This is a genomic window from Deltaproteobacteria bacterium GWC2_55_46 (assembly GCA_001595385.3).
Classification (GTDB): Bacteria; Desulfobacterota; GWC2-55-46; order GWC2-55-46; family GWC2-55-46; genus UBA5799.
Genome location: LVEI03000001.1, coordinates 2,000,976 through 2,015,511, shown reverse-complemented (window position 1 = coordinate 2,015,511; position 14,536 = coordinate 2,000,976). Strand labels below are relative to the sequence as shown.

Below are 14,536 nucleotides of genomic sequence, written 5' to 3'. Positions count from 1 at the left end.
GCTTCTGAAGACAACGAAGCAGAAGGACTTTTTGAGGGCCTGCAAAACCTACTTAATCACCTTCTCCGGCGACACCAGGTGCCGCCCGAGGCCAAGCTCCTTCGGGCTAAAGCCCATGGACAAGCCAACGAGCTGCGAGAGGTGGAATACCGGCATCTCTATCTTTTCGTCGACCGCCTTCTCGGCGAGCCTCTGGTAATTATCGAGGTTGATATGGCAGAAGGGGCATGGCGTAACAAAGCAGTTCGCGCCCTTCGCCTTTCCGTCGAGGAGCCTTACGCCTGTCATCTTCTCGGCAGTGCCTTCAGCGACAAGGTCTACCTGAAAGCCGCAGCACTTGGTCTTTCCCCTGTACTCGACCGGCTCGGCGCCAAGGGCCTTGATCGTTGCCTCAAGCGACCATGGCCTTTCCGGGTCGTCAAAACCGAGAGCGTCCGAGGGACGCAGACTATGGCACCCGTAAAAGGGCGCCACCTTAAGCCAGCTGAGCGGCTTTGTTACCTGCCCCTTGAGCTTGTCGAGGCCGTAGTCGCCCGCGAGCACCCACAGGAACTGCTTTAGCTCGGTCTTGCCGCTGTACTTGAGCCCAACACCGGCGAGCGTCCTGTTGGTCTGTTCCAGGAGCTTCGGGTCTTTCCTCAGATCCCTGTTCGCCGTAGACATGACCATGAGGCAGGTCGAGCATACGGTCATTATATCCATGCCCATCGCCTCGGCCTCTGCGAAGATGCGGGCGTTCAAGGCAATCGATAGTGGATAGTCGTAATCTGTGAGCAGCCCCGCGCCGCAGCAGTTGGCCTTGGGCATATCATGGAGCTCTATGCCAAGCCTTTCGGCAACGAGCCTCGTGGCGTCGCTCGCCTCCCTGGTCATGTGCTGGGAGGCGCACCCGGGATAATAGGCGTATCTCAAAGCAGCCATCCTAATCCTCCGCCTTCCTGGCCCTGGCGGCCTTTTTTCCCATCTCCTCGAATATCTTCCTGACCTCGTCGATGTCCTTTATCTGGGGGAGGATATACGGGTGCGGCATCTTGCCGTGCCTCTCCATCTTGAGGCCGAAAGGGATCTTGCCGATCGTGCGAAGGAAGCCGAGTGTCTTGAATGTCATTGCGGCCTCGTCGAGCCTGCCGACCCTCTCCACCGATTCGGCCATGGACGCCACGTGCTTCGCGCCGTGGTTATCGAGCACGCCGGCCTTCATCGACTCCGAGCGCAGAAGCTCTATCTGCTTAAGCGGCTTCACGTCCTTTGGGCAGTACTGGGTGCAGTGTATGCAGCGCACGCAGTCCCACATGCCGTGCTCTGCCGAGAGCCTCTCGAGCCTCTTCGTCTGATGGCCCTCCCTTACGTCCCCAACGAACCTCCACGCCTTGGCCAGGGCCGCGGGTGCTATGAACTCCCCGTCTATTTCGAGACTATTGCACTCTGCGTTGCAGCAGCCGCACATGATGCACCTCTGGCTCTCGTCAATCCTCGCCTGGTCCCCGGCGGCTACCCGGTTCCTGGCGCTCTCATCGGACGGCATGAGGAAAGGCGTGACCTTCTCCATCTTCTTCCAGAAGGGGTCCATGTCGACGACAAGGTCTTTCAAGGGCTTGTGGTTGGCGAGCGGCTCTATGGTCATCTCGCCCATCTTCCTGTACTCGGGTATGACCTGCAGGTTGCACGCAAGGCGGGCAAAGCCGTTCACGTTCATGGCGCAGGAGCCGCAGATGGCCGAGCGGCAGGACTTCCTGAACGACAGCGTCGGGTCTTCCTCTGATATCCTGATGAGGGCCTCAAGCACCGTCATCCCCTCGGTTACCTCGACCGGGTAGGCCTGGTAGTAGGGCTCAGGGTTCTCCCTGTCGGAGGGGTTATATCGCCTTATGCGGAATTTTATCTTCATAAGATACGGTCCTCGCCTGACGGACACCTTTTTGTTCAGGCTGCTCAAAAAGCTCCATATGCGAGGCGTCAAGGAGAGAGGAATGAGGCGTACTCACCTTGTACGCCGCAGTGACGAGCGACGATGACAACGACGCAGATGGGGTTTTTTCAGCAGCCTGTTAGTACTTCCTCTCCTCTGGCTTGAACCTCGTGATGGAGACATCCCTGTACTCGATGGCAATCTCTCTGCCACGCTTGTAGACAAGCGTATGCTTGAGCCACTTCAAGTCGTCCCTTTTTGGGAAATCGGTCCTGTAATGCGAGCCCCTGGACTCTTCCCTGTTCAAAGCCCCGACGAATATCGTCTCGCAGACGTCGAGCATGCCCCCGAGCTCTATTGCCTCAAGGAGCTCGTTATTGAAGTAATCGCCCCTGTCGGTCAGGGCCACCATCTCATATCTTTCTTTAAGCTCTTTTATCTTTTCATATCCTTTGCCGAGCCTCTCCCTGTTCCGGAAGATGCCGCAGAAATCCTCCATGGCCGCTGTCATCTCTTCCTTTATGGCGTGCGGAGACTCTCCCTCCTCCCTGCTTACGAGCCTGGCCACCTCGTGGGAGGCGTCGGCAAGCGCTGAATCCGGGAAAGGCGCCACTTGCGTGGATGCGCAGTACTCTGCCGCTTTTTTACCGGCCCTCCTGCCAAAGACGATTGTCTCAAGAAGAGAGTTGCCTCCGAGCCTGTTCGCTCCGTGGACGCTTACGCAGGCGCTCTCGCCAGCCGCGAAAAGCCCGTGTATGCCGGTCTGCCCGTCGACGTCGGTAGCTATGCCGCCCATCGAGTAATGGGCCCCGGGCTTTACGGGCACAGGCGCCTCAACGGGGTCTACCCCGGCGAAGTTTATCGCAAGGTCCCTTATCTGGGAGAGCCTCTCTTTGATCTTGCCTGCCCCGAGGTGCCTTAGATCAAGAAAGACGCAGCCGTCCACGCCCCGCCCTTCTTCTATTTCCATCTGTTCGGCGCGGCTTACGACGTCACGGCTGGCAAGCTCCTTCACCTTGGGGGCGTACTTCTCCATGAACCTCTCGCCGAGCGAATTGAGGAGATAGGCTCCCTCGCCCCTCGCCCCCTCGGTCATGAGTATCCCGGTCCTTTTAAGGACAGTTGGATGGAACTGGACGAACTCCATGTCCATGAGCGGCAGCCCGGCATCAAGCGCGAGCCCCAGCCCGTCGCCTGTCGAGGAGATGGCGTTGGTGGTGGTCCTGTAGACCCTGCCGTATCCGCCTGTGGCTATGATAACAGCCTTCGAGTTGAGCCTGTGGAGCTTCCCGGTGTCGAGCTCTATGGCGATAACGCCCACTGCGGCCCCGTCTTGGGTCACGACCCTCACCACGTGCCATTCGTCGTAGATCAGAACACCGTGCTTCACGAGCTGCTCGTACATGACGTGCAGCATCGCATGTCCCGTCCTGTCGGCGAGATAGCAGGTCCTGGGATAACCTGCCCCGCCAAATGGCCTCTGGGCGATACTGCCGTCGATGCCGCGGCTGAAGATGGCGCCCATGCCCTCGAGCTCAAGGATATCGCCGGGCCCTTCCTTGCACATGACCTCTATGGCGGCCTGGTCGCCAAGGTAGTCGCTCCCCTTAACGGTGTCGAACATGTGCGCTTCCCAGGAATCTGTCTCCTTCAAAACGGCGTTTATGCCGCCCTGGGCCGCCACCGAATGGCTCCTCACCGGATATATCTTCGAGACTACCGCGACGTTGAGTCCTGCCCGGGCCGCCTCTATCGCGGCCCTCATCCCGGCAAGGCCGGCGCCGACTATTACGCAATCATGGGTAACCAGCTGTATGCCTCCGTAAAAACCAATTTATAAGGAAACGAGAGTACATGGAAGATTTTTTCTGAAAAGGATTTTTAAACCGACAGGCTTTTGAAAGCTTAACAGCTTTATTACATCACGTCAATTTGCGTGGAGTGATTTCGGTAAAAAAAAAGGGCCGGCCAAAAAGGCCGGCCCTTGATAAGAAAAAGATCACTTAAGCTCTTTCGCCCTGTCAAAGCCTATCTGCAGGGCGCTCTTGTTGAGCTCAAGGAAGGCCGCCGGCACCCTTGAGAGGACCGCCTTCTCGATGGCCTCATGGGAGACGACTCCGGTAAGCTCGGCTATCATGCCAAGAGAGATGATGTTCGCGACTATGGTCTTGCCGAGCTCTTCCCTCGCTGTGGCGATTATCGGGTAGCTCAAGGTCCTGAACTTGCCCTTTGGCACATCCTTCACCTCGTCGCTGTCTATGAGGAGTATGCCGCCTTCCTTCACGTCGGAATGGTACTTGGTACATGCCTCCTGGGTCATGGCCAGCATGCAGTCTATGGAGGTCGCCTTCGGGTAGTCTATCGAGCCGTGAGAGATGATAACCTCCGCCTTGCTGGCGCCTCCCCTCGACTCAGGCCCGTAAGACTGGCTCTGCACCGCGTTCTTGCCCCCGTATATGGCAGCGGCCTCGGCCATGATTATACCGGCCAGTATCATGCCCTGTCCGCCAGAGCCGCTGAAACGTATCTCGTACCTGTCGCTCATTTTAATGAAGCCTCCGGATTCGGTTGTGTTTCTGTCTTACTTCTTCGCCGCCTTCTCGGTTACCATGGTCTGGTAGGCCTCGGTATACTCCGGCCTCTCGGCCCTGTGCAGGATGCCACGGAGGAACTTCCCCTCGAGCTTCTCCGGCGGCAGCTTATCAGCCTGCTTTACGTTCACCGTGCCGTCCTTCTCTATCACGTCCATCATCTGGGACGCGCTCTTCAGGTTGTTCGCCCTTCCGAAGTAGGTCGGGCAGGCGTCGATGATATCTACCACAGAGGTCCCCTTGTGCTGGATCGCCTCAAAGAGCGTCTTTTCAAGCTCGATCGTGTGATAGGCCGTGCCCCTGGCGACGAATGTCGCCCCGGCGGCCTTGGCCATCTCGCAGGCATCGAAAGGCGGCTCTATGCTGCCGTACCTGCTGGTCGTCGAGACCGTGTTCATAGGCGAGGTCGGGGAGAACTGCCCACCTGTCATCCCGTATGTAGCGTTGGTCATCACCAGTATGGTCATGTCGATATTGCGCCTGCAGACATGTATGAAGTGGTTTCCGCCTATCGCGAGCGCGTCACCGTCGCCGGTTATGACTATTACCTTCATCTCTGGCTTGGCGAGCTTGATGCCGGTAGCGAAGGCCGGGGCCCTTCCGTGTATGGTATGCATGGTGTTGAAGTCGACGTAGCCGGGGGTCCTGGATGAGCAGCCTATGCCGGAGACCATGCAGACATTGTTCTTGTCGAGGCCCGCCTTGTCTATGGCGCGGAGCATAGCCTTCAGGACTATCCCGTGGCCGCAGCCCGGGCACCATATGTGCGGGAGCTTATTGGGCCTCAGGTACTTATCGTAATCGAAGGGTACGCTTATCTTTTCCTTCTTCTCAGCAACCGTTGTTGACATTGGTTCCTCCGGGTCGTTATCCGTTCACGCCAGCATCCGCGGGCTTGGAACAGCTGTTTAGCAGTGCTTCTTTATGGCTTCCATTATCTGGGCCGGGGTTATGGGCTCGCCGTCGACCCTGAAAAGGCCCTCGACCTTACAGGCGCCAAGGGCAGCCCTCTGCACCTCGTGGAACATCTGCCCCAGGTTCATCTCCGGCACTATTATAGCCTTTACCCTCTTTGCGACGTCATGGACGGCATTGTCAGGGAAGGGCCATATGGTAAGCGGCCTCAGAAGCCCTGCCTTTACGCCCTGCTTACGGAGCTCGTTCACCGCGAAACGGGCGGAACGGGCCGTCGAGCCTATGGTGAAGACGGCTACCTCGGCGTCATCGAGCGAAATTTCCTCGTTCTTCCAGATATCGGCCTTGTTGACCTCAATCTTCTCCATGATACGCCTGTTGTTCCTGTCGATGAGCTTCGGGTCGTTCGTGGGGAAGCCGTCCTGCTTGTGGTTCAATCCTGTGATGTGGAACCTGTAGCCCTCGCCGAACGGGGCGAGAGGCGGCACGAGGAAGCGATCGTCGTAAGGATGGTATTCTTCCGGCTTGCACTCCGGCCTGGCCCTGTTGACGACCTCAAGCTCGCCGGGCTCCGGAAGCTCTACGGCCTCCCTCATGTGCCCTACTATTTCATCATAAAGGACCATCACCGGGGTCCTGTACTTCTCGGCCAGGTTGAAGGCCCTTACCGTCTCGGTGAGTATCTCCGGCACATAGGCCGGCGTAAGGGCGATGACCGGATGGTCGCCGTGGGTCCCCCACTTGGCCTGCATGATATCAGACTGCGATGGGCCTGTCGGATAGCCGGTTGAAGGGCCGGCCCTCATGACGTCGACTATCACAAGCGGTATTTCGGTTATGCAGGCGTAGCCTATGCACTCCTGCTTGAGTGAAAAACCCGGGCCGGATGTGGCGGTCATGGACTTTATACCTGCCACAGAGCCGCCGATGGCTGCCGCGATGCCGCCTATCTCGTCTTCCATCTGGATGAACTTGCCGCCGAGCTTCGGCAGCCTTACCGACATGCCCTCGGCAATCTCGGTAGAGGGCGTTATTGGATATCCGGAGTAGAACCTGCATCCCGCATATATGGCGCCTTCAACGCAGGCCTCGTTGCCCTGCATGAGCCTCTTTTTCTTTTCAGCCATTTTATTCGATTCCCCCTGAAAGGCCGCTCTTTAGCGGCGAAAGGTTATTAATCAAAGACCCGTATGGCGAAATCCGGGCACCTGAGATCGCAGAGCTGACACCTTGTGCATGCCTCAAGGTCCTTTACAGCGCAGATGGCCCCCCTGATCTCGAGAACCTTGGTGGGGCAGAAATCAACGCAGATGCTGCACCCCTTGCAATTCTTCTCGTTTATCTCAATCCTTGGCAGTTTCTTCGCCGCCGCCTCTGTCATGGAACCTCCGGATAGCTTTTGGCCCCCTAAGGGAGCTTTTTGCCTAAGAAAATTCTTAAAATGGGGAAGTCTCTTTTAACACAGACCTTCCCCCGAGTCAACAACCCGCAATACATTATATTATCACACTTTCTGGAGAACTTCCAACATCGACCTGCCTATTTCAGCGGTGCTCCTGGTGATCCTTATCCCGGCCCTCTGCATGGCCTCGAACTTCTCTTCGGCCGTGCCCTTGCCGCCGGAGATGATGGCACCGGCATGTCCCATCCTCTTGCCCTTTGGCGCGGTAGCGCCGGCTATGTAGCCCACTACCGGCTTCGTGACGTTCTTCCTTATGAACTCGGCCGCCTCTTCCTCCGCGGTGCCGCCTATCTCGCCTATCATGACGATGGCGCTTGTGCCAGGGTCCTTCTGGAAAAGATCGATGACGTCGATGAAGTTCGTGCCGTTCACAGGGTCCCCGCCTATGCCGACGCAGGTAGACTGCCCGAGCCCAAGCCTCGTCAACTGGTCTACGGCCTCGTAGGTAAGCGTCCCGCTCCTTGATACAACGCCTATGTTGCCGGTCTTATGGATGTGCCCTGGCATGATGCCTATCTTGCACTCGCCGGGGGTTATGACACCGGGGCAGTTGGGGCCGACAAGCCTTGAGCGCTTTCCCTGCATGAACCTTCTGACCTTTACCATGTCTAGGACAGGTATGCCTTCGGTTATACAGATGACGAGCTCGACCCCTGCGTCTACCGCCTCCATTATAGCGTCGCCTGCAAAGGCCGCAGGCACGTATATTACCGAGGCGTCAGCCTCCGTGGCCTTTACCGCCTCGTCGACCGTATCGAAGACCGGGATATCGTCGACCTTCGTGCCGCCCTTGCCGGGGGTCACTCCACCGACCATCTTTGTGCCGTAGGCGACCATCTGCCTTGTGTGGAAGGTGCCCTGCTCGCCTGTTATACCCTGGCAGATGACCTTTGTATCCTTATTTACGAGTATGCTCATTGGGGTCGCTCCTGATGTCTCTTTTAAGAAGCCTTCTTTGCGGCCTCGACGGCCTTGCTTGCAGCCTCGTCCATGTTCTCGGCGGTTATTATGTTGAGGCCGGAGCCGGCGAGGAGCTTCCTCCCCTGCTCGACGTTCGTCCCCTGAAGCCTTACGACAAGGGGGACCTTGAGCCCCACGTCCTTTGCCGCGGCCATTATGCCCTCGGCTATTATATCGCACCTCATTATGCCGCCGAATATGTTGACGAGCACGCCCTTGACCTCAGGGTCTGAGGTGATGAGCTTGAAGGCGGCTGTGACCTGCTCCTTGTTCGCCCCGCCGCCCACGTCGAGGAAGTTTGCGGGGTTCCCGCCCGAGAGCTTTATCATATCCATTGTGGCCATGGCAAGGCCCGCGCCGTTGACCATGCAGCCGATGTTGCCGTCGAGCGAGACGTAGTTGAGGTTGAACCTCGAGGCGGCGACCTCCTTCGGGTCCTCCTCGTCCAGGTCCCTCATCTCCTCTATGTCCTTGTGCCTGAAAAGGGCGTTATCGTCAAAGGACATCTTGGCGTCGAGGGCGATTATGTCCCCGTCCTTTGTGACGACTAACGGGTTTATCTCCGCCATCGAGCAGTCGGAGGCGACGAAGGCGTTATAGAGGGCGGTCATGAACTTTACGGCCTTGTTCACCTGCGCCTTGTCTATGCCGAGGCCGAAGGCGAGCTTCCTGCCCTGAAAAGGTATGAGCCCGGCCACCGGGTCTATGTATTCCTTTAATATCTTCTCAGGGGCCTTTGCCGCTACCTCCTCTATCTCGACCCCACCTTCCGTAGAGGCCATCATGACGACCCGCTGTGTCGACCTGTCGACGACCAGGCCCAGGTAAAGCTCCCTTGCTATCTGGCAGCCCTCCTCGACGTAGACCTTCTTTACTTCCTTGCCGGAAGGACCTGTCTGGTGGGTGACCAGCACCTTGCCGAGGAGCTCTTTCGCGATATTAGCCGCCTCTTCCTTTGTTTTGGCGAGCTTTACCCCTCCGGCCTTGCCCCTGCCGCCGGCGTGTATCTGCGCCTTGACGACGCATACGCCCTTTTCGGCGATAAAATCACGGGCCACTTCCTCGGCCTCCGACGGCGTGAAGGCTATCCTGCCCTTGGGCACGGAGACGCCGAACCTGGCGAGTATCTGCTTTGCCTGGTGCTCGTGGATATTCATAAGAAGCCGACCTCCATCCGGTAGAGCTGATTTTTTAAGTCAAGCACGTCTTTTATCATTGACACTGGTGATGATTATTACACTTGAAAAAACATTCTAAAAACAAGTGAAGCGGGCAATCGGCCCGCTTGTACGGGGCCGGCAGACGCCGGCCCCCGGTATCAACTACCTGTACCCTAACCTACCTGCCTTGTCCTGACGTGGTCAGGCGCGTAGTCGGGCAGAAGGAGCGGGCTTGCGATGCCGTTATCTATTCCGGCCTTCTCGATCTCCTTGTTGAACTTCTCGACGTGGTTCAGGGAAAGCTTCTTCCCGGCCTCATGGGACTTCATGTACTCGGCCGCCTTGATGCCAGCCCTCCTGCCGAAGACAAGGACGTCAAGGAGAGAGTTGCCCATGAGACGGTTCCTGCCGTGCACCCCTCCGGCCACCTCTCCGGCGCTGTAGAGGCCCTTTACGCTCGTCTCGGACCATTCGTTTATGCTTATGCCGCCGTTCTGGTAATGGAGCGTTGGATATATGAGCATCGGCACCTTGCTTATGTCTATATCATAGCGCTTGAACTGAATGTACTTGGCAGGGAGCTCCTTCCTTACGGCCCCCTCGCCGTGGAGCATATCTATCATCGGGGAGTCGAGCCATACCCCGTGCCTGCCGGTAGGCGTCACTATGCCCTGGCCGATCTCCCGGCACTCACGTATGACGCAGGCAGACTCAACGTCCCTGGGTTCGAGCGGGAAGCAGAACTGCTCGCCTTCGATGTTGAGGAGCTGCGCGCCCAGGCCCCTTACCTTCTCCGTTATAAGCAGACCCACGTTCTGCTCCGGGTATATCGCGCCCGTCGGATGGTACTGGGTCGAATCGAGGTCCTGTAGCGAGACCCCGGCCCTGTATGCCATGACGACCCCGTCGGCGGTAGCGCCGTAGTGATTGGTCGTCGGGAAGCCCTGGATATGGAGCCTGCCGAAGCCGCCTGTGGCTACTATGACCGCCTTGGCCCGCACCACGTAGTATTCCTTTGTTTCGAGGTTATAGAGTACCGCCCCGGCGGCGTTGCCGGACTCGTCGAGGAGTATCTCGACGGCAGGGGTAAATTCCAGCACCTTTATGCCCTCTGCCCTGTTCCTGGCCTCGTCCCTCACGACCCTCATTATCTCCGCGCCGGTCATATCTCCGGAGGAGTGCATCCTCTTCCTGCAGGTCCCGCCGCCGTGCCTTACCTTCATCCTGCCGTCCGGGTGCTTGTCGAACATCATGCCGAGCCCCTCGAGCCAGTGGATGATAAGCGGCGCGTCATTAGTAAGCGCCGCTACGAGGCCGGGCTGGTTGGAGAAGTGCCCGCCGCCTATAACGTCGAGGTAATGGAAGTAAGGGGAATCTCCCTCCTGGTCGGCGCCCTGTATGCCCCCCTCTGCCATGACGGTATTGGAATCGCCGTGGCGGAGCTTGGTGGATACGAGCACCTTGAAGCCCGCCTCCTGGGCCGCGAGCGCCGCCGCAGTGCCGGCGCCGCCTGCGCCTATGACGAGGAGGTCTGTCTCATAATCGGTCTTGGAGAGGTCGACGGCCCTGGTATTGAGCCTGCTCTTCGACTCAAGGAGGGTGGAGACCTCTTCCGGATATACCGTGCCCTTGTTGGGCCCGACCTCAACGGCGCGCCTTCCGTCGTTATTGTAGTCGGGGTGGTACTTCTTGAGCCACTCCTGCCTCTGCTCCATGGTGAGCGCCGGGAAGTGATCCCCTTTCCTGGCCTTCTCGACCCTGGCGGCCCTTGTGGCCTCGACCTTCTTTATGAGTTCCTTGAGAGCTGTGGTATATCCTCCGCTCATCTTTCCTCCGGTATAAACGCCGTTTGCTTTCTAAAGGTTATTATCGTTTTAACGGTACTTTAAAGCTTCGATGTGTCCTTTGGCATCCACTTGCCCGATTCAGCCAGGTCCGGCTCCCTCTCGCGCTCGACATAGAGCTTCTTTACGTCCTCCTGCTTCATGGAGGTAAGCTCCTTGAGCATGCCCTCATACTTGCCGCCCTTTACGTCCTCGACCCTCTTTGAGAGGTGAGAGGCCTTGGGGAGCATGTACTTGCCGTAGATCCTCCTTACGAACTGGGCCGCGTTTGGCTGGGATATCTGCGCCGGGCAGCGCGAGGTGCAAAGGCCGCACTGCACGCAGTCAAAGCTCTTGAGGGCAGCGGCCTTAAGGTCGCCCCTCTTCATAAGGGCGATATAGTCCATGACGTCTATGTCCATCGGGCACGTCCTGGTGCAGGTGCCGCAGCCGACGCACTTGAAGACCTCAGGGTACAGGCTCCTGAGCTCCTCGTGGGGGTTGCCCCCGGTATTCTCTATTTCGTACCCCGGCCTGTTGGACGGGAAGAAGGGCAACTGGGATAATACCATATTGGGCTCGGCTACCGTCTGGCAGGCCAGCCCTGCACGGAGCCTGTAGTCGCCCATGAAGCGGTAGAATGTGCCGCACGCTCCGCATATGCCGCCCCTGCAGCCGCAGCCCCTGACGTATGAGTATCCGGCGTACTCTGTCGCCTTCATTATGGTCAGGGTCTCCGGGACCATGTACTCCCTGCCCATGATGTATATGGGTATCATCTTCGCGTCTTTCGGCGGTATAGTCCTGTCGCCGGTGGCGAGGGTAGCTGGTTTTTTAATGTCTTCTGCCATTTCTTATTCTCCGGGATTCCTGCGTTATGCTCATTTAAAAGTCGTTATACATCCTCTTTATCTCGGCGGCGGTATAGACAGGGCCTTCCTTGCATACGTAGACGTCTCCGACGTTACACCTGCCGCATTTTCCCACGCCGCACTTCATCTTGTTCTCGAGCGTGGTGAATACGCTTTGATCGGCGAAGCCGAGCTTGCCGAGCGTACTGAGCACGAACTTGATCATTATCGGCGGGCCGCATGTAACGGCTACCGTGTTCTCCGCCGCGGGGGCCGCTTCCTCAAGGACGGTCGGGACGAACCCGACCTTGCCCTTCCAGTCAGGGGTCTGGCCACCCGGGTCAACGGTCTGGACGAGGGTCACATCCCCCCTCTCATCCCAGCCCTTCAGCTCTTCCTTGTATACAAGGTCGGCTACCGTCTTGGCCCCGTACACTATAGTTATATTGCCAAAGTCCTCTCTCCTGTCAAGGACGTTCCATATTACCGAACGTACCGGAGGAAGGCCTATGCCTCCGGCGATGAATACCAGGTTCTTGCCCTTCCACTCGTCTACCGGGAAGTAGTTGCCGTAAGGCCCCCTGAAGCCCATGGTGTCGCCGACCGAAAGCTGGGCAAGCCCGCCAGTGACCCTTCCGGAACGCCTGAAAGTGCACTCTACGTAGCCCTTCCTCGTGGGGGAAGAGGCTATGCAGAAGGTCGACTCACCCAGGCCGAAGGCTGAGTATAGCGCGAACTGGCCTGTCTTGAATTCGAAGCTCTCGCGAAGAGCCGGGTCCTGGAAGACGAGCTTAAAGCTCCTTACGTCCGGGGCCTCCTCTATTATTTCATCGATTGTAACAAGGTGCGGCAGATAAATGTTGTTCATCTCTACTACGTCCTTTAAGACTTGCATGCTCATTTCGAGAACTCTTCCATCACGTCGGTTATGTCGAGCCTTACCGGGCATACCCTTATGCACCTTCCGCACCCGACGCAGCCCTTGGATGAGAACTTCTCGGGATAGAAGTTGAACTTGCACATGAAGCGGTTCCTCCACCTCTGGTACTGGTGCTCCCTGGGGTTGTGGCCGCTGGCGTGCAGCGTGAACGAGTCATACTGGCACGCGTCCCAGTTCTTCCTTCTCTCGCCTTCGAAGGCCGTGCCCTCGTCGGTTATGTCAAAGCACCTGCAAGTGGGGCATGTGAAGGTGCATGCGCCGCACCCGATGCACTTTCTCGCGAGCTTCGCCCAGACCGGGTCGTCGTAGTGGGACTTGTCCTTGAGCCTCTCAGAGATCCTCTTGAGATCGACCTCTTTTATCTTCTCAGGGGAGAAGAGGGGCTTTAACTTCGCCGCGCCAGAGCTGAAGGCCAACTCATGAGCCTCCACGAACTTCCTGCCTTTGTCGGTAAGCGGACTGACGGAATAGCCTCCGTCCTCCGTCTCCCTCATGTAGACGTCAGCGCCTTCGGTCGCCTCTGGCGACAGATTCACGGTAGTGCAGAAGCAGGAGTCGTCGCCCCTGGTGCAGCCGACGGTTATGACTACGGTCTTTTCGTCCCTCTTCGTGAAGAACTCATCGACAAAGTCCCAGGTGAAAAGGGCGCGGAGCCCAGCGAGGCTCGCCGCCTCGCACGGCCTCGCACCGAATACTACCGTATAAGGGGTCCGGGGCTCGACGCCGGACATCTCTACCTTATCTTTTCCGAGCTTGAACTCGGCTATGACCTCTGTCTGCGGGAAGAGGAACTCCTTGAACGAGTTCCTCGCGAGCACGTAGTCCCCGGCTATATCCGAGGCGGCCGCGACCTTCTTGAAGACTATCTGCCTGGCGACAATAGTCGGGGCTATGAACCTCCCGCCATTTTCAGTTACCGAGGCTATGAGGCCCGTAAGGCCGTCTTTACTGAGTATCTTCTCTGCCATCTTCTTTCAACCGTTCCGCGCATGGGGCCAGCGGTCATTTTATGAAGTTTTCCCTGTCATCGGGGCTAAAGACGATCATCGGCGGATGGACCTTCTCGTCGTAGCCGGACCTGTAATCGAACGCTTCCTTCACAACCGTTATGAGCTTCTGGTTCACAAGGTTCAACGGTATGTTCACAGGGCACGACCTCTCGCACTCGCCGCAGAATGTACACCTTCCAGCGAGGTGCATGGCCCGGATCAGGTTCCATGAGAGGGTGCCCCTCGGGTGCGCCGAGGTCTCTACCCACTGCGGCATGTTCTTCTCGGTTATGCACCTCTCGCAGTAGCAGAGCGAGCAGACCTGCCTGCAGGCGTAGCACTTTATGCACCTGGAAAACTCGCTTATCCAGAAGGCCCATCTCTCTGAAGAGCTTTTGGAGTCGAGTTCCTTGATCTTGTCGAAGACCATGCCGGTCGGGGCCTCGGGCGGTACGAAGGAGGATTTTTCCCCGACAACGAAATCAGCTATGTGCGGATTCCTGACGTCGCAGTTATGGCACTTGGTCGGCATTATCTGAGGGGTAAGCTCACCCTTCCAGAGCTCCTGACGGTAAGCCACGCCGCCGCAGGTCACGCCGATTATATAGACGTCCTCCCTTTTGAGCTGCGCTTCCGAGATGAGGACGGCGATGTTCTTTATGTCGCAGCCCTTGGCCACTATCGCGGGAGTGCCGATCTTCTGGATGTCCCTGTACTTCCTCGTGAGGTATACCGAGAGGTTGTTTACGCACCGGGGGTTCCAGACGAGCAGATCAGCCTCGGCAGGGTCGGTTATGAAGACAGGGGTGGTATAGGTCTTCTTCTTGTTCCAGCCCCAGCCTATTACGACCTTTACCTCGCCGGAGGTAAGTAGCTCTTTCGCTTTCTGCCTTAAAGTATTTTCCATTTCCTTCTCTTCGGACCTCCGGGGCTTGC

Annotated in this window: 14 protein-coding genes; all 14 read right to left on the bottom strand. The window is 57.7% G+C overall.

All coding sequences use genetic code 11. From position 1 onward, the window contains the following. Positions 1–48: 48 nt before the first annotated feature. A complete protein-coding gene (locus A2V21_309500) occupies positions 49–921 on the bottom strand; it encodes a hypothetical protein (GenBank protein OIJ74470.1) in 873 nt (290 codons plus the stop codon). Between the two features lies 1 nt (position 922). Continuing rightward, the gene (locus A2V21_309495) at positions 923–1,888 is read right to left on the bottom strand and encodes a hypothetical protein (protein ID OIJ74469.1); all 966 of its coding nucleotides are present in this window, start codon (positions 1,886–1,888) and stop codon (positions 923–925) included. Positions 1,889–2,048: 160 nt separating this feature from the next. Further along, complete coding sequence (locus A2V21_309490; GenBank protein ID OIJ74468.1) at positions 2,049–3,674, bottom strand: fumarate reductase (quinol) flavoprotein subunit; 1,626 nt, start codon at positions 3,672–3,674, stop codon at positions 2,049–2,051. Positions 3,675–3,908: 234 nt separating this feature from the next. After that, complete coding sequence (locus A2V21_309485; protein OIJ74467.1) at positions 3,909–4,454, bottom strand: 2-oxoglutarate ferredoxin oxidoreductase subunit gamma; 546 nt, start codon at positions 4,452–4,454, stop codon at positions 3,909–3,911. A 36-nt stretch (positions 4,455–4,490) separates the two neighbouring features. Beyond that, on the bottom strand, positions 4,491–5,351 hold the full coding sequence (locus tag A2V21_309480) for a 2-oxoacid:ferredoxin oxidoreductase subunit beta (GenBank protein ID OIJ74466.1): 861 nt from the start codon (positions 5,349–5,351) through the stop codon (positions 4,491–4,493). A gap of 57 nt (positions 5,352–5,408) precedes the next feature. Further along, positions 5,409–6,542, bottom strand: coding sequence for a 2-oxoglutarate synthase subunit alpha (locus A2V21_309475; GenBank protein OIJ74465.1), 1,134 nt, complete (start codon positions 6,540–6,542; stop codon positions 5,409–5,411). A 47-nt stretch (positions 6,543–6,589) separates the two neighbouring features. After that, positions 6,590–6,796 carry a tungsten formylmethanofuran dehydrogenase gene (locus A2V21_309470; GenBank protein OIJ74464.1) on the bottom strand — a complete coding sequence of 69 codons (207 nt, stop codon included), beginning with the start codon at positions 6,794–6,796 and terminating at the stop codon, positions 6,590–6,592. A 123-nt stretch (positions 6,797–6,919) separates the two neighbouring features. Further along, complete coding sequence (locus tag A2V21_309465; protein ID OIJ74463.1) at positions 6,920–7,795, bottom strand: succinate--CoA ligase subunit alpha; 876 nt, start codon at positions 7,793–7,795, stop codon at positions 6,920–6,922. Positions 7,796–7,818: 23 nt separating this feature from the next. Next, a complete protein-coding gene (locus A2V21_309460) occupies positions 7,819–8,994 on the bottom strand; it encodes a succinate--CoA ligase subunit beta (GenBank protein ID OIJ74462.1) in 1,176 nt (391 codons plus the stop codon). Between the two features lie 176 nt (positions 8,995–9,170). Next, entirely contained in the window at positions 9,171–10,823 is a 1,653-nt protein-coding gene (locus tag A2V21_309455) for a fumarate reductase (GenBank protein OIJ74461.1), read from the bottom strand. Positions 10,824–10,882: 59 nt separating this feature from the next. After that, positions 10,883–11,599, bottom strand: a complete 717-nt coding sequence (locus A2V21_309450; GenBank protein ID OIJ75139.1) for a 4Fe-4S ferredoxin — start codon at positions 11,597–11,599, stop codon at positions 10,883–10,885. Positions 11,600–11,705: 106 nt separating this feature from the next. Further along, a complete protein-coding gene (locus A2V21_309445) occupies positions 11,706–12,566 on the bottom strand; it encodes a heterodisulfide reductase subunit F (GenBank protein ID OIJ75138.1) in 861 nt (286 codons plus the stop codon). Positions 12,567–12,568: 2 nt separating this feature from the next. Beyond that, the gene (locus A2V21_309440; GenBank protein OIJ74460.1) at positions 12,569–13,579 is read right to left on the bottom strand and encodes a hypothetical protein; all 1,011 of its coding nucleotides are present in this window, start codon (positions 13,577–13,579) and stop codon (positions 12,569–12,571) included. Positions 13,580–13,613: 34 nt separating this feature from the next. After that, the gene (locus tag A2V21_309435) at positions 13,614–14,507 is read right to left on the bottom strand and encodes a hypothetical protein (protein OIJ74459.1); all 894 of its coding nucleotides are present in this window, start codon (positions 14,505–14,507) and stop codon (positions 13,614–13,616) included. Between the last annotated feature and the right edge of the window lie 29 nt (positions 14,508–14,536).